Here is a 20,556-nt window from a genome sequence, read left to right as displayed (position 1 = left end):
GAGTACGGGTCAGGGCAACCAGCATGGCAGTGACAAGTGGCAGATCGTCACATCGACGCAGGAACCGTAAACAGCTGTGATAAAGTCCGCTCCCTGCCAAAACAGGCGGTTTCGCGTGCGCTTGCCACCCAGGCCACCCGATCGCCCGTTGCCCTTTTCGAGCGTTCCAGCGCCTGTTGGTTCAACCCCGGTCATCTTTCGGCCAGGGGCTTGCGGCAGGTAGGCTTCGCCCATTAAAAAAAACAGAGATACCGTCATGAGCGCTTCACCCCCTTCCTTTCTGCAGTCCCTCAAACGTCTCAGCCTGGTCACGCAGATTGTCATCGGCCTGATTGCCGGTATCGCCCTGGCGCTGTTCGCCCCTGAACTGGCGAAATCCACCACCTTCATCGGCAAGGTGTTTGTCTCGGCGCTCAAGGCCGTGGCGCCGATCCTGGTGTTCGTGCTGGTGATGGCGTCGATCGCCAACCACAAGCACGGCCAGGAAACCCACATCCGGCCGATCCTGGTGCTCTACCTGCTGGGCACCTTTGCTGCCGCGGTAGTGGCGGTGATTGCCAGCACCCTGTTCCCCTCCTCCCTGGTACTGGCCACCCACGATGTCGCCATCAGCGCCCCGGGCGGCATCACTGAAGTGCTGCAGAGCCTGCTGCTGAGCGTGGTGGACAACCCGGTGAGCGCCCTGATGAACGCTAACTTCATCGGCATCCTGGCCTGGGCCATCGGCATGGGCGTGGCCATCCGCCATGCCGGCGAGACCACCCGCACCGTGCTCGATGACCTGTCCAACGGGGTGACCCTGATCGTGCGCGTAGTGATCCGCTTCGCGCCCCTGGGGATCTTCGGCCTGGTGGCCTCGACCCTGGCCACTTCGGGCTTCGACGCCCTGCTCGGCTACCTGCACCTGCTGGCGGTACTGATCGGTTGCATGCTGTTCGTGGCCCTGGTGATGAACCCGCTGATCGTGTTCTGGAAGATCCGCCGCAACCCGTTCCCACTGGTGCTGACCTGCTTGCGTGAAAGCGGCATCACCGCCTTCTTCACCCGCAGTTCGGCGGCCAACATCCCGGTCAACCTGGAGCTGAGCAAGCGCCTGGGCCTGCATGAAGACACCTACTCGGTGTCCATCCCCCTGGGCGCCACCATCAACATGGCCGGCGCGGCGATCACCATCACCGTGCTGACCCTGGCTGCCGTGCACACCCTGGGCATCGCTGTCGACCTGCCCACTGCAGTGCTCCTGAGTGTCGTGGCTGCGGTCTGCGCCTGCGGCGCTTCCGGTGTCGCCGGCGGCTCGCTGCTGCTGATCCCCCTGGCCTGCAGCCTGTTCGGCATTCCCAGCGAGATCGCCATGCAGGTAGTGGCCGTGGGCTTCATCATCGGCGTGTTGCAGGATTCGGCGGAAACCGCGCTGAACTCCTCCACCGACGTACTCTTCACTGCGGCGGCCTGCATGGCCCAGGAAGACAAGGCGCAAGCCAGCGCCTGATTGCCAGGCACTAAAAAGCCCGGCCAGGGTCAACCTGGCCGGGCTTTTTTTGCGCTACGAAAACTGCCTGAGCGTCGCTCGACAGTCGCTCATGTCGCTCGTAGCCGGGGTTTTAGAACGCGCCCATGTAGTCGCGCTTGCCCACTTCCACACCGTTGTGACGCAGGATCGCGTAGGTGGTGGTGACGTGGAAGAAGAACTGCGGCAGGCCGTAGGTCAGCAGGTAGGACTGGCCACTGAAGCGCTTCTCTTTCGGGGTGCCCGGGCGAGTCACGATCTCGATGCCTTCCTTGCCGTCGATCTGCGCCGGCTGAATGCCGTCGATAAAGGCCAGAACCTTGGCGATCAGCGCCTGCAGGTCGGAGAAGGTCACTTCAGCGTCGTCATACTTGGGCAGCTCGACCTCAGCCAGGCGGGCCGACACGCCCTTGGCGAAATCCACCGCGATCTGCACCTGGCGCACCAGCGGGAACATGTCCGGGTACAGGCGCGCCTGCAGCAAGGCGTTGGGCTCGATGTTCTTGGCCGTGGCATGAGCTTCGGCCTTGTGCAGCACATCGCTCAAGGCGTTGAGCATTTGCTTGAAGACAGGAACGGAAGCAGCGTACAGGGAAATAGTCATGACAGTCTCGACATGGATGGCAGGAATACAGCGAGCAGGGATTATAGCCACAGCGGCCCGGGCCGGGGCGTTTATCCCGGCGCTGGCCGGCGTGCGATGCCAGGGCGATAGGCGCTGGGGGGCACGCCGAACCAGCGCTTGAACGATTGGGAAAAACTCGACAGGTCACTGAACCCCAGTCGTTCAGCAATCTGCGTCAAGCTCAACCCGGAGTTGCCCAGCAGCTCCAGGGCCCGGGCGCTGCGCTGGCGAGCCAGCAACTGCCGATAGCTGGTGCCCTCCTCTTGCAAGCGCCGCTTCAGGGTGCGCACGCTGGTCCGGAGCAAGCGCGCCATGCCCGGCAAGTCAGGCATCGGGCCGGCCGGCAAGGCATCAAGATACTGGCGCACCTGCTCCGCCGCTCGCGGATGCGCCTGCCGGCGTTCCAGCAACTGTGCACACATCTGCTCGCACATCGACACCGTCAGCGGATTGGCCTGGGGCAGGGGCCGGTTTAGAAAGCGCCGGTCAAACGCCAGGCTATGGCAGGTGGCCCGATATTCCGGGCGTACCCCCAGAATGCACGGCGCCGGGACATCGCCAGGCACGCCGGGGGCTGCCCCGCAGCGAGTCACACGCAGCAACTGAAAGTCCTGGCCGACGATTTCCTGCATCAACACCGCTGCAGCCGCCATGTCTCGCGCCAGCAGGAACTCGCGCAACGCAGGGTCCGCCACCTGTGGCTCATCGAAGACCAGCCTCCCCACACCAGGCTCCAACCGATAGCCGATCGAGGCAAATGCGTAGGTCAGCGGCAGAAAACGCAACGCCAGGTTCAGGGCATCCGCCGGCGTCGCGCTGCTGATCAGGCCATAACCGAACAGGCCATACGTGGAGAAGTGGTAACGCGCGCCCACTTCATAACCGAGCCCCGGTGGCTGCCCGAGTAAGGCCAGCAGGTTGCTCACCAGACGCAGCTCCTGCGTGGCCGAAAGCAGACTGTTGGGGTCCTGCAACTGCTCCAGGGTCAGCCCGGCCCCCGCCAGGAGCGGCACCACCGCCAGGCCCTTTTCCCGGCCGAAGTTCACCAGCAGCAACGCACTGGACGGTCCACGGGTGAACGACTGGAAGCTCATGGGGCAGGCTCGTGAAAGGCTGAATTGGCCCAAATACTAAAACACTTGTCCCGTTGCAGCATGGGGTCCACGAAGGTTTACCTGCATGCTTCACTGATCGGGGCTGCACCGCAGTCACATGGAAGTGGCCCAAGATGAACCAACCCTGCGCCGCACAACAATAACAACGAGGTCGTCATGCCCGAATCCGCACCCGCTTCGCACCCGCAGTCCCAATCCGGCGCGCCTTTGGAGGCCATCATCATCGGCAGCGGCTTCGGCGGCCTGGGCATGGCCATCGCCCTGCGCAAGGCCGGCGTCAGCCGCTTCATCATCCTCGAGAAGGGCCAGGACGTCGGTGGCGTCTGGCGTGACAACACCTACCCCGGAGCCGCCTGCGACGTGCCCTCGCACCTGTACTCCTTCTCCTTCGAACCCAACCCGCGCTGGACCCGAGTGTTCGCGCCCCAGGCGGAAATCCACAGCTACCTGCAGCATTGCGCCCGGACCTATGAGCTGGAGCGGCATCTGCGCTATGGCGCCGAGGTGCGCCTGGCCGCGTTCGATGAGGCCAGTTCCTGCTGGCGGGTGACCTGCACTGACGGTCAGGTGTTCATGGCCCGCTTGTTGATCAGCGCCACCGGCCAGTTGAGTCGCCCTGCCCTGCCCAACCTGCCGGGCATGGAAAGCTTTCGGGGCCACGTGTTCCATTCCGCCACCTGGGATCACCAGCATTCCCTGACCCAGCAGCGGGTGGCGGTGATCGGCACCGGCGCCTCGGCCATCCAGTTCGTCCCGCAGATTGCCGACCAGGTGGCAACGCTCAAGGTTTTCCAGCGCTCGCCGGCCTACATCATGCCCAAGGCCGATAGGGCCTACAGCGCCAGGGACCTGCAACGCTTCGCCCGGCATCGGTGGTGGATGAAACTGGTCCGCGCCGGCCACTACCTGTACTTCGAATCCCGGGCGCTGGGCTTCACCCGCCTGCAGGGCCTGACCAAATGGGCGGTGGGCGCGCCCTTTCGCAAGCTGCTGGACGCCTCGGTCTCCAGCCCCGAGCTGCGCCAGCGCATGACCCCGGACTATCCCATCGGCTGCAAACGCATCCTGCTGTCCAACGACTACCTCAAGACCTTCGACAAACCCCAGGTCGAACTGCTGACCCAGGGCATCCAGCGCATCACCGAACAAGGCATCCAGACCCGGGACGGCCAGCAGCACCCGGTGGACACGATCATCTACGGCACCGGTTTCGCCGCCACCGAGTTCCTCTCGCCGATGCGCATCATCGGTCGCAACGGCCTCGAGCTGAACCAGGCCTGGCAGCAGGGCGCGGCAGCCTACCTGGGGATCAGCGTGCCGCAGTTCCCCAACTTCTTCATGCTCTACGGGCCCAACACCAACCTCGGCCACAACTCCATCATCCACATGCTCGAAAGCCAGATTTCCCATGTGCTGAAGTGCCGCCAGGCGCTACAGAAGAGCGGCGCGAGCACCCTGGAAGTGGACGAGCAGCCGCACCAGCGTTTCCAACAGCGCATCCAGCAACGCCTGGCCACTTCGGTGTGGAGCGGATGCCAGAGCTGGTATGTCGATGCCCGCGGGCACAACAGCACCAACTGGCCGGGCTTCACCTGGTCCTATCGCTGGCTCACCCGGTATGCCGGACTGCAGGCCTATCGACTGGCCAGCCCCCTGGACCAACCTTCATCGGCTCAGGACGGGCAACGTGTGGCAGCACCACAGGACTGGCTGGAGCGCAGCAACGCGGCCTTCCTGCGACTGTTCCTGCGCGCCAGCTTCAAGGCCCTGATCGGCCCGCCGCGGGCCCTCGCCAGCCAACGCCGGCTGGTCAACCGCCTGTCATGGCTGATGCCCGGCTGCCTGGGCGTCACCCGACAGCGCACACAACTGGGCCAACGGGGATTGCAGATAATCGAACCCAAGGCGACGGCGGCCAAAGGGGTCATTCTCTACCTGCACGGCGGGGCCTTCTGCCTGGGCAATCCGGACACCCACTACAGCGTCACCAGCCACCTGGCCAGGGAAAGCGGCTGCAGTGTCTGGGTCCCCGACTATCGGCTGGCACCGGAGCATCCCTACCCGGCGGCACTGGAGGATTGCCTGGCCTGCTATGACGCGATCCGCGCCCAGGGCTGCCCGGCCGAATCTCTGCTGATTGCCGGCGACTCCGCCGGGGGCGCTCTGGTACTGGCCCTGGCCCTGAGCTTGAAAGAGCGCGGGGAAACCATTGCCGCCGGGCTGGTGCTGCTGTCGCCAGTCACCGACCCCGACCTTGGCGGGGCCAGCCTGCACACTCGGGCGGGGGCCGACCCGATGATTCGCCGCGACTGGCTGGAGCAGGCACTCAAGGCCTATGCGGTGCCACCCGCAACGCTTTGCCACCGCCCCCTGGAAGCAGACCTGCGCGGCCTGCCGCCGATGCTAATCCAGGTCGGCGATGAGGAACTGCTGCTGTCCGATGCCACTCGCCTGGCGGCGCGCGCTCGGCAATCGGCGGTGCCTTGCCAACTGCAGATCCACCAGGACCGCTGGCACGTGTTCCAGCTCCAGACCTTCTACCTGCGCTCCGCCAGGGATGCCCTGCGCCAGGTGGCCCGGTTCGCTCGCCAATGCCTGGAACACCCCACCGATACCGCCGCACGCCCGGCTGCGCAACACACCCGGGAGCCGGCAGCAGACCCGCAACTGAACTGAGGTACTGGAACCGCGCCCGTCCCTGGTGGCGGGCGCGACACCCGGGTATGCCGGCAAACCCTGCGTTTGTTTCTTGCACCACCAAGTTCTGATGGTCAGAAGCGGGTTCAGCAGGTAAAACAGAGCCCCTCGACGGCGGCCGCAGCGGCCACGCAAAGCCCGAGGCAGCCATTGCACGCAATGCGCCCGGCTTTCCACGCACCCTCCATCAGTGACCAAGGGACCCGCACTCATGAGCAGCGAGCACGACACCCCCAGCGAAGCACTACGCCTGGGCAGCACCGACATCCGCGTCCTGGGATCGTTGATCGAAAAACAGGCCACCAGCCCGGAAACCTATCCCCTGACCCTCAACGCCCTGGTGATTGCCTGCAATCAGAAAACCAGCCGCGAGCCGGTGATGAACCTGACCCCGGGCCAGGTCGGCCAGAGCCTGCGGGCCCTCGAAGCCCAGGGTTTTACCCGCCTGGTAATGGGCAGCCGGGCCGACCGCTGGGAGCAGCGCCTGGACAAGGCCCTGGAACTGGTGCCGGCGCAACTGATCCTGTGCGGCCTGATGTTCCTGCGGGGCCCGCAGACGGTCAATGAACTGCTGACCCGCAGCGGGCGCATGCATGACTTCGAAGACAGCGAACAGGTCCTGCACCAGCTCGAACGCCTGATCGCCCGGGGCCTGGCCCTGCACATCCCGCGCCAGGCCGGCCAGCGCGAAGACCGCTACACCCATGCCCTGGGCGACCCGGCGGACATCGAGGCTATCCTCGCAGCTCGCGGCAACCCGGCCGAACGCAGCAGCGCCAGCGCTGTTTCGGTGGAACGCATCGAAGAACTCGAAGCGCGGATCGCCGCCCTCGAAGAACGCCTGGCCCAGCTCGAAGGCTGACCTGGCAGCGCAGCCTCCAGAGGCCGTAGCGTCACAGGCCCCTGGAGTCGCCGGCGCCAGCAAGCAAAGCGGCGTCGAGCCATCAGCGGCACACGCGCCGGAACCCGACGCCCGCCTTCTCGCCCTCCGCTCAGGCTTGCGGCTGCAGTTTTGCGCATCACCCCCGGGCGAAGGCCACGGCTTTCTGGAATTGCTCGTCGCTCGGACGCACGCCGGTGTACAGGACAAACTGCTCCAGGGCCTGGAGGGCAATCACCTCAAGCCCCGTGATGACCTGCTTGCCCTCGGCCCGCGCGCGGATGATCAGAGGGGTTTCGGCCGGCACCGCCACCACATCGAACACCCTCTGCGCGGCCTTGATCGCCTCGGGCTCAAAGGCCAAGTGTTGCGCTTCGGGGCCCCCGCTCATGCCGATCGGCGTCACGTTGATCAGCATCTGCGGCCGCAGGCTACCCAGCTCCGCCTGCCACGAATACCCCAGCGAATCGGCCAGGGCGCGCCCGGCCAGAGGATTGCGGGCCACGATCACGCCCTGGGTGTAACCACCATCGCGCAAGGCACTGGCCACCGCCTTGGCCATGCCGCCGCTGCCACGCAGGGCAAAACTCGACTCCCTGGGCACCCGGTGGCTTGCCAGCAACTGCGCTACGGCGATGTAGTCGGTGTTGTAGGCCTTGAGATGGCCGTCGGTGTTGACGATGGTGTTGATCGAGGCAATCACCCGGGCCGATGCATCCAGTTCGTCCACCAGGGCAATGCAATCTTCCTTGAACGGCATGGACACCCCGCAACCGCGAATCCCCAGTGCACGAATCCCGCGGACCGCGCCGGGCAGGTCCTGGCTGCTGAAGGCCTTGTAATAGAAGTTGAGCCCCAACTGCTCATACAGGTGGTTGTGAAAACGCAGGCCAAAGTTCCCCGGGCGCCCGGACAGCGACATGCACAGTTGCGTGTCCTTGTTGGGGTTCATGTGCATCGTCATCTCCTCGCTGGGCTCTTTCGGATAGACGGGATTGGTCAGCCACCCCGCCGTGCCTGATCATGTCGGCGTTGGTTTACAGGCCTTCGCCACCGCCCAGGGATGACGGTAAAGAGGCCGGTACAGACCTTACACAATATTTACTCAGCGGCTGTGCAGTTTTTGCCAAAAGCGCTGTCTTAGAAGTATCCCCGCGTCAGTTCTTGAGTCTGGTGCAGACCATAAACGCTGGGGTTGAACCGAGGAACAACCATGATTTCCAAAATCCCCAAGATAGCCTTGCTCATCGGTGCACTCGCTGTCGCAGGCCAGGCGTCGGCCCACGGTGGTGGCGGCTGGGTCGGACCCGCCGCGTTGGGTGCTGTTGTCGGCGCCGCCGTGGTGGGCTCGGTGATCGCCAGCCAGGCTCCTCCGGTCTACGTGCAGCAACAACCGGTGTATGTGCAACCCCAGCCGGTGTATGCGCCACCACCGCCACCGGTCTATTACCAGCCGGCACCGGTCTATGTGCAGCAACCGGTCTATTACCGTCCGGCGCCGGTCTACTACGGGCCGCCCCGTGGCTACTACGGCCACCCCCATTACTACTACGGTCCCGGCCGCTGGTAATCGGCAACAGGATCCAGACACAGGCCCCGCCCCCAAAAGGCGGGGCCTGTTGCATTTTTCCAGCAGCCAAATGTCTGAATAATTCTGCAGGATGTCGCGACTGGAACAGTATTTGCTATTTAATCGGGCAATAGTGTGTTCACCCATCGAGCGCCCAGAGCGACATGCGATTGTCATGTTTGTGTCATTCAAGGACTGCAAGATCGACACAGTCCGCTCGCCACAGGCCCATAACAACAAGGACGCCCCCACATGCCCACGCAAAACCCGCACCGCGTCGCCGGCCTCTGCACCTCCAGCCGCGTGTATGACGCCCTTACCGAGCTCAAGCACCTGGAAGGCCACCGCAGCGCCAAGTTTCTCTCGCTGCTGGCAGAAAACCTGGTGCGCAAGGGCCTGCTCAACGAGCACGAAGTGATGCACATGCTCGATCAGGTAGTGGATTGACCCCTCACCCTCGTCAATGTCCACTATCAACTTGGGTGATTTTTCGTAGCACTGGGCGCTTTGTAAGGTAACCCCTCGAATTGAGGAGGTTCCCATGCCAAAGGTTCAGATCATGTCCGTTGTCGGCAGCGCCGTTCCAGCATCGCTCAGGGCCATGGGACTGCTCGCCTGCTGGTACCTGGTACGCGATGGCGAAGCCGTCAGCGGCCCTCTGCCTTCCCTGCCGGCCGCCCAGGCCCTGTCTCGGGAAATGACGACCCGGCAGCTATACGCCTGCTAAGGCAACTGCACCCGCGGCCGGGTCTCGATGAACAGCGCCCAGCTGGACATGAACAGCGCCGCGATCAGGGGGCCGATGACAAAGCCGTTGAGGCCGAAGACCGCCAGCCCGCCCAGGGTCGAGATCAGGATCAGGTAGTCCGGCATCCGGGTGTCCTTGCCCACCAGGATCGGCCGCAGCAGGTTGTCCACCAGGCCGATCACCAGTATTCCGAACAGCGCCAGCACCACCCCTTGCCAGATCGCTCCGCTGATCAGGAAATAGGCCGCCACCGGCCCCCAGACAAGCCCCGCCCCCACGGCCGGTAGCAGCGACAAAAAGGCCATCAGCACGGCCCAGAGCAAGGCGCTGGGAATGTCCAGGACCCAGAAGATCAGCCCTCCCAAAGCCCCCTGGGTCACCGCCACCAGCACATTGCCCTTGACCGTGGCTCGCACCACCCGGTTGAACTTCAGTTGCAAGCGACGTTTCTGGTACTCGGCCAGGGGCACTGCGCTGCGGATCTTGCGCACCAGCTCGGCGCCGTCGCGCAAAAAGAAAAACAGCAGGTAGAGCATGATGAAGAAGCTCACCAGCCACTCGAAGGTGCCCTGGCCAACGCTGAAGGCCTGGGTCGCCAGGAACTGGCTGCCCTGCATCGCGCTCTTGACGATCTTCTCCTGCAGGCCATTGAGCTCGCCCAGGCCAAATCGGTCCAGCAAATGCTGGAAGTACGGTGGCAGGCTGTGCTTGAACTGCACCAGATAGCCGGCGATATCCAGCTGGCCGCTTTCGATCTTCTTGTACAGCTCGGCCCCTTCTTGGACCAGCAGCACACTGGTGATGACCACCGGCAGGATGGCGATCACCAGGCAGATGGCCAGGGTGCACAAGGACGTGAGGTTGCGCGGCCAGCCGAACTTGCCCTGCAGGCGGCGTTGCAGCGGCGCAAAGACAATGCCGAGGATCACCGCCCAGAACAGCGCGCCGTAGAACGGCAGGAGGATCCAGATAAAGGCGCAGGTCACCAGGACCAGCAACAGCAGCAGGCTTTTGTTTTGCAGGTTGTTCTGAGTCATCGTCGATCTCTGTCAATCGACGCCGGCACCGGCGTCCTGATGTTTAGTCCGCCACCGGCGCGCCGAGTGCGTTTTTTTCTGCAGTGAACATAGATCCAAATCAATGAACACCCCGCGGCACTGGCTTACCCTCGCGACCTTTTGCGATCGACAGCCCCATGACGCTCCTCGCCAAACCCGAACTCCTGGCCCCCGCCGGCACCCTGAAGAACATGCGCTACGCCTTCGCCTATGGCGCCGACGCGGTCTACGCCGGCCAGCCGCGCTACAGCCTGCGGGTGCGCAACAACGAATTCGATCACGCCAACCTGGCCCTCGGCATCCGCGAGGCCCAGGCCCAGGGCAAGCGCTTCTACGTGGTGGTCAACATTGCCCCGCACAACGCCAAGCTCAAGACCTTCCTCAAGGACCTGGCGCCGGTGATCGAGATGGCCCCGGACGCACTGATCATGTCCGACCCCGGGCTGATCATGCTGGTGCGCCGGCATTTCCCGGCCATGCCGATTCACCTCTCGGTACAGGCCAACACGGTGAACTGGGCCAGCGTCGAGTTCTGGCAGCAGCAGGGCCTGGAACGGGTCATCCTGTCCCGCGAGCTGTCGCTGGAGGAGATCGAGGAGATCCGTCAGCAGGTACCGGACATGGAGCTCGAAGTCTTCGTCCATGGCGCCCTGTGCATGGCCTACTCCGGGCGCTGCCTGCTGTCGGGCTACATGAACAAGCGCGACGCCAACCAGGGCACCTGCACCAATGCCTGTCGCTGGAAGTACAAGGCGCAGGAGGCCACCGAAAACACCCTGGGCGAGATCGTCCAGACCTTCGAGCCGGAGCCGACCCTGGGCCTGGGCGCCCCCACCGACCAGGTGTTCCTGCTCCAGGAAGCCAACCGGCCGGACGAACTGATGCCGGCCTTCGAGGACGAGCACGGCACCTACATCATGAATGCCAAGGACCTGCGCGCGGTGCAGCACGTCGACCGCCTGACCCGCATGGGCGTGCATTCGCTGAAAATCGAGGGACGGACCAAATCCCACTTCTACTGCGCGCGTACCACCCAGGTGTATCGCCGGGCCATCGATGACGCTGCTGCCGGCCGCGAGTTCGACCGCAGCCTGATGAGCGACCTGGAATCCCTGGCCCAGCGCGGCTACACCGAAGGCTTCCTGCGGCGCCATGTGCATGATGAGTACCAGAACTACCAGAACGGCAGCTCGGTGTCGGAGCGCCAGCAGTTCGTCGGCGAGCTGACCGGTGAGCGCCGCGATCGCCTGGCGGAAGTGAAGGTGAAGAACCGCTTTGCCCTGGGCGACCACATGGAACTGATGACCCCCAAGGGCAACTTCCACTTCGACCTGCATGAACTGCACAACACCAAGGGCGAGCGCATCGACGTGGCGCCGGGCGACGGCCACACCGTGTACCTGCCGATCCCCGACCAGGTGGACTTGCGCTTCGGCCTGTTGATGCGCGACGTCGGCGCCTGAGCCCTGCGGGGCATTGCCCCAGCATCCGGGTTGCGGCGGCTGTCCGGCGGGGCCGGCGCGCATCCGGAGAATCGATAGGGGCGGTATATCAACGATCCAGGCAACAGGCCTTCAGCAACTCGAAGGCTAGCTACCTGAGCCAGGCGTGCGGCAGCGGTCAGTCCACGCCCCTGCCGCCGGAAAGCCGTGCAGCACAGCCCCTCTCAGATCCGGAACTGCCCCACAAGACGCCCCAACCGCTGACCGAGGTCGGCCAGGCTGCGGGAAGTCTGGGCGCCGCGCTGGGTTTCATCGGCCACGCTGTCCACCGCCACCGCGATCTGGTGCACGCTGCGGTTGATCTCTTCGGCCACGGCGGTCTGCTCTTCCGCCGCGCTGGCGATCTGCGCGTTCATTGAATTGATGGTGCCGATCAGCTGCGCCATGGTGTCCAGGGAAGCCCCGGCCTCGTTGGCCTTGACCGAGGTGCCATCGCCGGCATCGCTGGAGCGACGCATGGCGTCCACAGCCACTCGGGTGCCCTGTTGCAGACGGTCGATCATGCCCTGGATTTCCTGGGTACTCTGCTGGGTCCGGCTGGCCAGGGCCCGCACTTCGTCCGCGACCACCGCAAAACCGCGCCCGGCTTCCCCGGCCCGCGCCGCTTCAATGGCGGCGTTCAAGGCCAGCAGGTTGGTCTGCTCGGCGATCGAGCGGATCACGTCCAGCACACTGACAATCGACGACACATCCTGCTGCAGACTGTCCAGGGAGGTGCCGCTGTCGCGGATATCACTGACCAGGGCATGGATCTGCTGGATGCTGCCATCCACCACTCGCTTGGCGGCCTGGCCTTCTTCGTCGGTCTGCTGGGCGGCGACGGCCGCGCCCTGGGCGCTGCGGGCCACTTCGTGGGCCGCCGAGGACATTTCATTGATCGCCGTGGCCACCTGGTCGGTCTCGTGGCGCTGGCGTTCCATGGCCTGTTCCGAACGCTGGGCCTGGTCGGACACCTGGGTCACCAGCTCGGTGAGCTGGCCGGTCATCTCGGTGATCTGGCGCACCAGGCCGTGGATCTTGTCGACAAAGCGGTTGAACGAACCGGCCAGTTCGCCAAGTTCATCCTGGCTGGTGATCGCCAGGCGCCGGGTCAGGTCGCCCTCGCCGGCGGCGATGTCGTCGAGGTTGGCTTTCATCAGGTTCAGCGGGCGCAGCATGGTGTTGGCCACCAGCATGCCCAGGGCAGCGATCACCAGCAGCACCACCGCGGCAATCCCGAGAATGCTCAGGACCATGCCTTCCATGCGCTGGTTGACGCTGCTCTGCACCGCTGCCACCTGGGCATCGATGCCGTCGAGGTTGACCGAGGTGCCCAGCACCATGTCCCACTTGGGCAGGTATTCGGTGTAGCCCAGCTTGGGCACCAGCACGTCGCTGCCGGGCTGGGTCGAGCTGTATTGCACGTAGTGACTGCCGTCCTTGCCGACCCGCACCAGCTCGCGGTTGACGTACACCCCGTTGGGGTCGCGGTTGTCCTTGAAGCTCTTGCCCACGCCGTCCGGGCTGTTGCCCTTGAACAGGCGCACAGTCTCGGAGTCGTAGCCGAAGAAATAGCCGTCCTTGCCGTAGCTGATGTTGGACAGCAGCTTGACCACCTCGGCCCGGGCCGCCTGGTCCCCCTGCGCTGCCGCGTCGTACAGCGGCTTGACTGTGCTCAGGGCCACCTCGACATAGCTCTGCAAGGTGGCCCGGGCTTCGCCCATCAGGCGCTGGCGGGTTTCCTCGACTTCTTTCTGGGCTTGCTGGCGCAGCATGAACACAGTGCTCAGGCTGATCACCAGGGCAAACAGCAGTACCGGGAGTACCGCCAGGGACAGGACTTTGGCCTTCAGGCTCAAACGCATGGTGGGCTCACTCTTGGCTTTTTATTGGCGTGATACCCGCGTTAACGGCACCCCAAAACAAAAGTTGAGCCTGAACCCGAAGGAGTCGGCTTGCCGGCGAAGAGGCCCTTGAGCCTTGCACCGACCTTGCCGGCGCCTTCGCTGGCAAGCCAGCGCCTACAACCACCCGCGGTTGCTAGGAGAGCAAGAGAATCAGAGCACCATTGCCGCAACCCAGCCGAAGGCCAGCAGCGGCAGGTTGTAGTGCAGGAAGGTCGGGACCACGGTGTCCCAGATATGGTGGTGCTGGCCGTCGATGTTCAGGCCCGAGGTTGGCCCCAGGGTCGAATCCGAGGCCGGCGAGCCGGCATCGCCCAGGGCGCCGGCGGTGCCGACGATGCTGACAATCGCCAGGGGGCTGAAGCCCAGCTGCACGCACAACGGCACGAAGATCGCCGCAAGAATCGGCACCGTGGAAAACGACGAGCCGATGCCCATGGTCACCAGCAGGCCCACCAGCAGCATCAGCAGCGCACCCACGCCCTTGCTGTGGCCGATCCAGCCAGCCGAGGTCTCGACCAGGGTCTGCACCTGGCCGGTGGCCTTCATCACTTCGGCGAAACCCGAGGCGGCGATCATGATGAAACCGATCATCGCCATCATCTTCATGCCTTCGGTAAACAGCCCGTCGGTTTCGCGCCAGCGCACGATGCCCGACACCGAGAAAATCAGGAAACCGCACAAAGCCCCGATAATCATCGAGTCCAGCAGCAGCTGGATCACGAATGCCGCCACGATCGCCAACGCTGCCACCAGCAGGGTCCGCGGGTTGTACTGCACCTCTACCTGCTCGACCTTCTCGATCCGCTCCAGGTCGTAGACACGTTTCTTGCGGTAGCTGAAGAACGCCAGCAACAAGCCGCAGACCATGCCCAGGGCAGGAATGCCCATGGCGTGGGTGACGTTGATCTGGCTGATGTCGACCCCGCTACGAGCGACGTTGGCGAGGAGGATCTCGTTGAGGAAGATGTTGCCAAAGCCCACCGGCAGGAACATGTAGGGGGTGATCAGGCCGAAGGTGATGACACAGGCGATCAATCGGCGGTCCAGTTGCAGCTTGGTCAGCACATAGAGCAGCGGCGGCACCAGCAACGGGATGAAGGCGATGTGGATCGGCAGGATGTTCTGCGACGCGATCGCCACCACCCACAGCAGGCCGATCAGCAGCCATTTGACCTGGCCGCCGCCATGGGCGTCCTGGCGATCCACCAGCAACAGGATCTTGTCCGCCAGGGCATGGGCCAGGCCGGACTTGGCGATGGCCACGGCGAAGGCACCGAGCAAGGCATAGGACAGGGCCACCGTGGCACCGCCACCCAGGCCACTGTTGAAGGCCTTGAGCGTGGCCTCGATCCCCAGGCCGCCGGTCAGACCGCCCACCAGCGCGCCCACGATCAGGGCGATCACTACATGCACGCGGGACAGGCTGAGCACCAGCATCACGCCAACCGCGGCAATTACTGCGTTAATCATCGTTACCTCATTACTGCGCCGCCAAATTTGGCGCAAAAGCCTGGGACCGACCGGAAGGCAGCGGGCTGCCGACATCGAAATGAAAGAGGTTCTTATTAGAGGTCGCGCACTTTGCAGCAGCGCGCCCGGCTTGTCAAAAAGAGCCGCCCGCAGCCTGTGCCCGCGCTCGGATCGGCCTGGCCGCACACGTCAGGCAAGGGCCAGGACACAGCCCCCCGGCCAGATCCTGGGGAGCCGCGCCGGCCACTGCAACCCACCACCAGCCACGGACCCAGGCCCCGCCCGCCCAGCAACGTCGCCCCCGGGCAATGCCAGGTTGGGCAAGGGCCGCACCTGCAACGCCAACCGCCGCAAGCCGGGCGGCCTAGGCCTGCCCCGCACCCGCCAAAAAACCGCCAAGACCCTCGTTTCAGAGCCATTCAAGGTTTTCGAACGGGCGTTTAAAGAATGCGCTTTCGCAGCCGTTACAGTGCAAAGTCTCAGATATTTATCGAATAAAGGACGTCTCCATGTCGCTCAGACAACTTTCCATCCAATGGAAAATTACCTTGCTGGCCGGACTCTGCCTCCTGGGCATCGTGTCACTGCTGGTGGGACTTTCGCTGTATCGCATGGAGCACAGCTCCGAGCTGGTGAAAGCCTCGAGCATGGAGATGCTCAACGAAGCCGCCCAGGCGCGGATCGAGGCCCAGGGCGAAGTCCAGGCGCTGGGGATTCGCCAGCAGTTCATGGACGCCTATCAATATGGCCACGGTTTCTCGCGCCAGGTGCTGTTCCTGCGTGAACAGGCCGAGAAGCGCTTTCTCGATGCCTTCGACCTGCGCGAGGACCTGACCCGCCAGGTCAAGTCGGCGCTGCAGGCCAACCCCGACCTCCTCGGCCTGTCCCTGGTGTTCGAGGCCAATGCCCTGGACGGCAAAGACCCATTGTTCGCCGGCCAGAGTGAACTGGGCAGCAACGAGAAAGGCCGCTTCGCCCTGTACTGGTCCCAGCCCACCCCGGGCAAGCTGACCTCGATGTCGCTGCCGGAAAGCGACATGAGCGACACCAGCAGCGGCCCCAGCGGCCAACCGGCCAACGCCTGGTTCACTTGCCCGCGTAGCACCCTCAAGCCCTGCGTGATCGAACCCTACTTCTATGACATCGACGGCCAGCGGGTGCTGATGACCAGCATCGTGTTCCCGCTGATGGTGGACGGGAAAGTGATCGCCTCGCTGTCGGTGGACATCAACCTCAACAGCCTGCAGGCGGTCAGCCAGAACGCCAGCCAGAGGCTCTACGCCGGCCAGACCAACGTCAGCATCCTCAGCCCGGTGGGCCTGCTGGCCGGCTACAGCCCGGACGCCAGCAAGCTCAGCCAGCGCCTGGACACTGTGGACAGCAGCAACGGGGCCGAGCTGATCCGCCTGCTGTCCAGCAGCAGCCAGACCCAGAGCCTGCACAGCAACAGCGAACTGAAAGTGCTGGCGCCATTCACGCCGATTCCGGGGGGCAAGTCCTGGGGCGTATTGCTGGACGTACCGGAACGGGTGCTGGTGGGCCCGGCCGAAGCCTTGAAGAACGAACTGGACGCCAGCAACAGCAGCGGCACCCTGATCGAGCTGGGCCTGGGCCTGTTGGCCGCCGTGGCCGGCTTGCTGCTGGTGTGGCTGATGGCCCGCAGCGTGACCCGGCCGATCCTCGGCGTCGCCGACATGCTGCAAGACATCGCCAGCGGCGAAGGCGACCTGACCCGGCGCCTGGCGTACAACAACAAGGACGAACTGGGGCAACTGGCCGGCTGGTTCAACCGTTTCCTCGACAAGCTGCAGCCGATCATTGCCGAAGTGAAACGCTCGGTGCAGGACGCCCGCGGCACCGCCGACCAGTCATCGGCCATCGCCACCCAGACCAGCGCCGGCATGGAGCAGCAATATCGCCAGGTGGACCAGGTGGCCACCGCCTCCCACGAGATGAGCGCCACCGCCCAGGACGTGGCCCGCAGCGCCGCCCAGGCCGCCCAGGCAGCGCGGGATGCCGACCAGGCCACGCAACAGGGCCTGACGGTGATCGACCGCACCACCAGCAGCATCGATCAACTGGCCGCCGACATGAGCACCGCCATGGCCCAGGTCGAAGGCCTGGCGGCCAACAGCGAACAGATCGGCTCGGTGCTGGAAGTGATCCGCGCGATTGCCGAGCAGACCAACCTGCTGGCCTTGAATGCCGCCATCGAAGCGGCCCGGGCCGGTGAAGCCGGGCGCGGCTTCGCGGTGGTGGCCGATGAAGTGCGCAACCTGGCCCGGCGCACCCAGGAGTCGGTGGAAGAAACCCGCCAGGTGATCGAACAACTGCAGAACGGCACCCGCGAGGTGGTGGGCTCGATGCACAACAGCCATCGCCAGGCCCAGGGCAGCGTCGAGCAGGTGGGGCAAGCCGTGACCGCCCTGCGCCAGATCGGCGACGCGGTTACGGTGATCAGCGACATGAACCTGCAGATCGCCAGCGCCGCCGAACAGCAGAGCGCCGTGGCCGAAGAGATCAACAGCAACGTGGCGACCATTCGCGATGTCACCGAATCGCTGTCGGAGCAAGCCAACGAATCGGCGCGGGTCAGCCAGTCGCTGAACAGCCTGGCCAACCAGCAGCAAAGCCTGATGGACCAGTTCCGCGTCTGACCTGCGGCAGGCCGGGTGATGCGGGGGCCTGCGCAACCGCAAAGCCTGCGCCTGGCGGGCAGCAGGCCCCGACCAAAGGGCCTGCCCCGCTGCCGCCCACTCAACGCCCGGGCAGCACAATCTCCACCCGCAGCCCGCCCAGCGCGCTCTCTTGCAACTCCAGCGTCCCGCCCCAGGCCTCGACGATGTCGCGCACGATCCCCAAGCCCAGCCCATGGCCATCGGTCTGCTCATCCAGGCGCGCCCCGCGGCTGAACACCTCGGAGCGCCGCTCTTCGGGAATCCCCGGCCCGTCATCCTCCACCGCCAGGCAAAACCCCGAACCCCGCGCCTCGACACTCAGGCGCACCTCGGCATCCGCCCACTTGCAGGCGTTGTCCAGCAGGTTGCCCAGCAGCTCCAGCAGATCCTCGCGGTCCCAGGGCAGGCGCAACCCCGGCGCTGCCTGATAGCTCAGTTGCAGGTGTTCGCCGTGGATCATGTTCAGGGTCGCCAGCAGCCCCGGCAGCTCGCTATCGCACTCCAGCAGCGCCCCGGGCAGTGCATCCCCCGCCAGGCGCGCCCGGTTGAGTTCGCGCCCGAGCCGCTGCTGCATCTGCTCCAGTTGCTCCTGGAGGATCCTGCGCACCTCGGGATGGCCCGACAGCTTCGGCCCCAAGGCCAGGCTCAAGAGCACCGCCATCGGTGTCTTCAGCGCATGCCCGAGGTTGCCCAGGGCATTGCGCGAACGCTTGAGGCTGTCCTCGGTGTGGCTGAGCAAATGGTTGATCTGCGCCACCAGCGGCTCCAGTTCCACCGGCACCTGGGCATCCAGCTGGGAGCGCTGGCCCTGCTGCAGCTGGGCGATCTGCTCACGGGCGGTCTCCAGCGGGCGCAAGGCCCGGCGCACGGTCAGGCGTTGCAGCAGCAGGATCAACAGCAAGCCCGCCAGCCCCAGCCCGAGGCCGATCTGGCGCATGCGCTGGAAGCTTTCACGCACCGGGGTGTAGTCCTGGGCCACGCTGATGGAGATCGACTGCCCCAGGCGCTTGTAGTCGCTGCGCAGCACCAGCAGTTGCTGGCCCTCCGGCCCCAGTTGCAGGTTGCCTTGCAGGCCGGCGCGCTCCAGCTGTGGCAGTTCCTGGTCCCACAGGGAGCGGGAGCGCCAATGCACGTCGGCAAAATCGATGCGGAAGTAATGCCCGGAAAACGGCCGCTGATAGGCCGGCGACAAACGCCGCTCGTCCAGTTGCAAACCCTGGGGCCCGCGCACCAGGGCCAGCAGCAGGCTCTCGCTGTCGTTGCGCAGGCCGGCTTCCAGGTAACGCTGCAGGCCGGCTTCGAACAGCCACAGACTGGTCTGTGCCAGCACCAGCCCGACCACCACCATCACCGTGATCAGCCCCAGGCTCAGGCGGCGCTGGATCGACCTCACGAATCACTTCCGCCGAACAGGTAGCCCTGGCCCCGGCGGGTTTCGATCACGCTGCGACCGAGCTTGCGCCGCAGGTGGTTGACGTGGACTTCGAGCACATTGGAGTCGCGCTCGGTCTCGCCGTCGTACAGGTGTTCGGCGAGGTGGCTCTTGGAGAGGATCTGCTGCGGGTGCAGCATGAAATAGCGCAGCAGGCGAAATTCCGCGGCGGTCAGCAACACGTCCTGACCATCACGGACCACGCATTGCCGGCCCTCGTCCAGGTGCAGCCCGGCGGCCTGCAGGGTCTGCTGGTTGGCCTGGCCGTGGGAGCGGCGCAACAGCGCCTGGACCCGCAGGTGCAACTCCTCCGGGTGGAACGGTTTGCTCAGGTAATCGTCGGCACCGGCCTTCAGGCCTTCGATGCGCTCGGCCCAGGAGCCCCGGGCGGTGAGGATCAGCACCGGGGTCGCCAGTCCCTCGGCGCGCCACTGGCGCAGCACGTCGAGGCCGGGGACCCCGGGCAGGCCGAGGTCGAGGATGATCAGGTCGTAGGGTTCGCTGGCACCCTGGTACAGCGCATCGCGGCCATCGGCCAGCCAGTCCACGGCGTAGCCCTGGAGTTTCAGGCCTTCGAGCAGTTCATCCGCCAGGGATACGTGGTCTTCCACCACAAGCAGGCGCATCAGTCGTCTTCCTCATCTTTCAACAGGCGCCCGGTGGCGGCATCCAGGTCCAGCTCGCGGACCACACCGTCCACGGTCAGGAGCTCGACTTCATAAATATACACATCGTGTTTTTCTTCCAGCTCGGCTTCCAGCAGCTTGGCCCCGGGATAACGGTCCATGGCCTGCTTGAGCAACTGTTCCAGGGGCAGGATCACCCCCTGCTGGCGCAGGCGCAGGGCTTCGTCCTGGTCCAGGTCGCGGGCCACCGCCAGGGAGCAGAATAGCAACAGCGCCAGGGCGGCCCGGGTGCCGGTACGCAAAGTCGAGTTCATTAAGTGTCCTGATGATCCTTGAGCACCTGGCCGCTCACGGCGTCCAGTTCCAGGTCCCATTCCAGCCCCTGGGCATCGCGCAGCTCAACCTGGTAGAGGTACTTGCCGTACTCCTCTTCCAGCTCGGTTTCGCTGATGCTCGCCCCAGGATGCCGGGACAGGGCCGTGGCATTGAGTTTTTCAAAGGACACAATGGTACCAGCGTCGCGCAGCCTCAGGGCCTCGTCGGGGCCCAGGTCGCGTGCGTGGGCCAGGCTGGCAGCCAAGCTGGCGGTCAGAGCAATCAGGCTGGTGCCGAACAGCGCGGTCAGGGTTTTCATCGCAGGTCTCCAAGGTCAGTGGCCAATGGCCGATGCCGCCGACGATACCCAAGGCAACTTAATTGAAACTGAATGGCCAGCATGGCCCTGACACAAGTTTCACTCGGCCCACGGCGCCAGGCTTCTCT

General features: G+C 64.8%; 17 protein-coding genes and 3 pseudogenes. 9 read left to right on the top strand and 11 right to left on the bottom strand.

Annotated elements, in window-relative coordinates:
• Positions 1-256 precede the first annotated feature (256 nt).
• Positions 257-1,489 carry a serine/threonine transporter SstT gene (gene sstT / locus U873_RS0100780; protein ID WP_025126422.1) on the top strand — a complete coding sequence of 411 codons (1,233 nt, stop codon included), beginning with the start codon at positions 257-259 and terminating at the stop codon, positions 1,487-1,489.
• 112 nt (positions 1,490-1,601) lie between these two features.
• On the opposite strand, the gene U873_RS0100775 is transcribed toward sstT, so the two are convergent.
• Together U873_RS0100775 and U873_RS0100770 are read right to left on the bottom strand one after the other, a co-directional pair.
• Positions 1,602-2,111 (bottom strand): DUF1993 family protein, encoded by a 510-nt coding sequence (locus U873_RS0100775; protein ID WP_025126421.1) that lies wholly within the window; start codon positions 2,109-2,111, stop codon positions 1,602-1,604.
• A 71-nt stretch (positions 2,112-2,182) separates the two neighbouring features.
• The gene (locus U873_RS0100770) at positions 2,183-3,226 is read right to left on the bottom strand and encodes an AraC family transcriptional regulator (RefSeq protein ID WP_025126420.1); all 1,044 of its coding nucleotides are present in this window, start codon (positions 3,224-3,226) and stop codon (positions 2,183-2,185) included.
• A 177-nt stretch (positions 3,227-3,403) separates the two neighbouring features.
• Between U873_RS0100770 and U873_RS0100765 the strand changes: the two genes are divergently transcribed.
• Positions 3,404-5,923 (top strand): alpha/beta hydrolase fold domain-containing protein, encoded by a 2,520-nt coding sequence (locus U873_RS0100765; RefSeq protein ID WP_025126419.1) that lies wholly within the window; start codon positions 3,404-3,406, stop codon positions 5,921-5,923.
• 232 nt (positions 5,924-6,155) lie between these two features.
• Complete coding sequence (locus U873_RS0100760) at positions 6,156-6,806, top strand: YceH family protein (RefSeq protein ID WP_025126418.1); 651 nt, start codon at positions 6,156-6,158, stop codon at positions 6,804-6,806.
• 157 nt (positions 6,807-6,963) lie between these two features.
• Here U873_RS0100760 and U873_RS0100755 read toward each other — a convergent pair whose 3' ends face one another.
• Positions 6,964-7,782 (bottom strand): shikimate 5-dehydrogenase, encoded by an 819-nt coding sequence (locus tag U873_RS0100755; protein WP_025126417.1) that lies wholly within the window; start codon positions 7,780-7,782, stop codon positions 6,964-6,966.
• Positions 7,783-8,037: 255 nt separating this feature from the next.
• On the opposite strand from U873_RS0100755, the gene U873_RS0100750 reads away from it, so the two are divergent.
• The 3 genes from U873_RS0100750 to U873_RS0100740 all read left to right on the top strand — a co-directional run bounded on the left by U873_RS0100750 (position 8,038) and on the right by U873_RS0100740 (position 9,121).
• Positions 8,038-8,394, top strand: coding sequence for a hypothetical protein (locus tag U873_RS0100750; RefSeq protein WP_025126416.1), 357 nt, complete (start codon positions 8,038-8,040; stop codon positions 8,392-8,394).
• Positions 8,395-8,646: 252 nt separating this feature from the next.
• Positions 8,647-8,841 carry a hypothetical protein gene (locus tag U873_RS0100745; protein ID WP_025126415.1) on the top strand — a complete coding sequence of 65 codons (195 nt, stop codon included), beginning with the start codon at positions 8,647-8,649 and terminating at the stop codon, positions 8,839-8,841.
• Between the two features lie 94 nt (positions 8,842-8,935).
• Positions 8,936-9,121: a hypothetical protein gene (locus U873_RS0100740; RefSeq protein ID WP_025126414.1), complete on the top strand. Its 186-nt coding sequence runs from the start codon at positions 8,936-8,938 to the stop codon at positions 9,119-9,121.
• On the opposite strand, the gene U873_RS0100735 is transcribed toward U873_RS0100740, so the two are convergent.
• Entirely contained in the window at positions 9,118-10,179 is a 1,062-nt protein-coding gene (locus tag U873_RS0100735; RefSeq protein WP_025126413.1) for an AI-2E family transporter, read from the bottom strand. The two genes, U873_RS0100740 and U873_RS0100735, sit on opposite strands and share 4 nt — an antisense overlap.
• A 158-nt stretch (positions 10,180-10,337) precedes the next feature.
• Here U873_RS0100735 and yegQ point away from each other — a divergent pair, with 158 nt between their 5' ends.
• Positions 10,338-11,663 carry a tRNA 5-hydroxyuridine modification protein YegQ gene (gene yegQ, locus U873_RS0100730; protein ID WP_025126412.1) on the top strand — a complete coding sequence of 442 codons (1,326 nt, stop codon included), beginning with the start codon at positions 10,338-10,340 and terminating at the stop codon, positions 11,661-11,663.
• A gap of 203 nt (positions 11,664-11,866) precedes the next feature.
• On the opposite strand, the pseudogene U873_RS37445 reads toward yegQ, so the two are convergent.
• From U873_RS37445 to U873_RS0100720, 3 genes and pseudogenes are all read right to left on the bottom strand, one after another.
• A pseudogene (locus U873_RS37445) lies at positions 11,867-12,457 on the bottom strand (methyl-accepting chemotaxis protein); the annotation flags it as partial.
• Positions 12,458-12,772: 315 nt separating this feature from the next.
• Positions 12,773-13,405 (bottom strand): annotated as a pseudogene (locus U873_RS37440) (cache domain-containing protein); the annotation flags it as partial.
• A 333-nt stretch (positions 13,406-13,738) separates the two neighbouring features.
• Positions 13,739-15,055: a Na+/H+ antiporter family protein gene (locus U873_RS0100720; protein WP_177330219.1), complete on the bottom strand. Its 1,317-nt coding sequence runs from the start codon at positions 15,053-15,055 to the stop codon at positions 13,739-13,741.
• A 512-nt stretch (positions 15,056-15,567) separates the two neighbouring features.
• Here U873_RS0100720 and U873_RS37435 point away from each other — a divergent pair.
• Together U873_RS37435 and U873_RS37430 are read left to right on the top strand one after the other, a co-directional pair.
• Positions 15,568-16,857, top strand: a pseudogene (locus U873_RS37435) (HAMP domain-containing protein); the annotation flags it as partial.
• Positions 16,858-16,959: 102 nt separating this feature from the next.
• Entirely contained in the window at positions 16,960-17,715 is a 756-nt protein-coding gene (locus tag U873_RS37430) for a methyl-accepting chemotaxis protein (protein WP_371261277.1), read from the top strand.
• A gap of 100 nt (positions 17,716-17,815) precedes the next feature.
• On the opposite strand, the gene U873_RS0100710 is transcribed toward U873_RS37430, so the two are convergent.
• The 4 genes from U873_RS0100710 to U873_RS0100695 are packed head-to-tail and all read right to left on the bottom strand — an operon-like array spanning position 17,816 to position 20,428.
• Positions 17,816-19,129, bottom strand: a complete 1,314-nt coding sequence (locus tag U873_RS0100710) for a sensor histidine kinase (RefSeq protein WP_025126408.1) — start codon at positions 19,127-19,129, stop codon at positions 17,816-17,818.
• Positions 19,126-19,794 (bottom strand): response regulator transcription factor, encoded by a 669-nt coding sequence (locus U873_RS0100705; protein ID WP_025126407.1) that lies wholly within the window; start codon positions 19,792-19,794, stop codon positions 19,126-19,128. The genes U873_RS0100710 and U873_RS0100705 overlap by 4 nt, the downstream gene beginning before the upstream one ends.
• Positions 19,794-20,108 carry a PepSY domain-containing protein gene (locus tag U873_RS0100700; RefSeq protein ID WP_025126406.1) on the bottom strand — a complete coding sequence of 105 codons (315 nt, stop codon included), beginning with the start codon at positions 20,106-20,108 and terminating at the stop codon, positions 19,794-19,796. The genes U873_RS0100705 and U873_RS0100700 overlap by 1 nt, the downstream gene beginning before the upstream one ends.
• The gene (locus U873_RS0100695; RefSeq protein WP_025126405.1) at positions 20,108-20,428 is read right to left on the bottom strand and encodes a PepSY domain-containing protein; all 321 of its coding nucleotides are present in this window, start codon (positions 20,426-20,428) and stop codon (positions 20,108-20,110) included. The genes U873_RS0100700 and U873_RS0100695 overlap by 1 nt, the downstream gene beginning before the upstream one ends.
• Positions 20,429-20,556: the final 128 nt, after the last annotated feature.

The sequence above is a fragment of the Pseudomonas sp. PH1b genome (assembly GCF_000633395.1).
Taxonomy (GTDB): domain Bacteria; phylum Pseudomonadota; class Gammaproteobacteria; order Pseudomonadales; family Pseudomonadaceae; genus Aquipseudomonas.
Note: the sequence above shows the minus strand (reverse complement) of the source record. Positions and strands in the feature narration are given on the sequence as shown.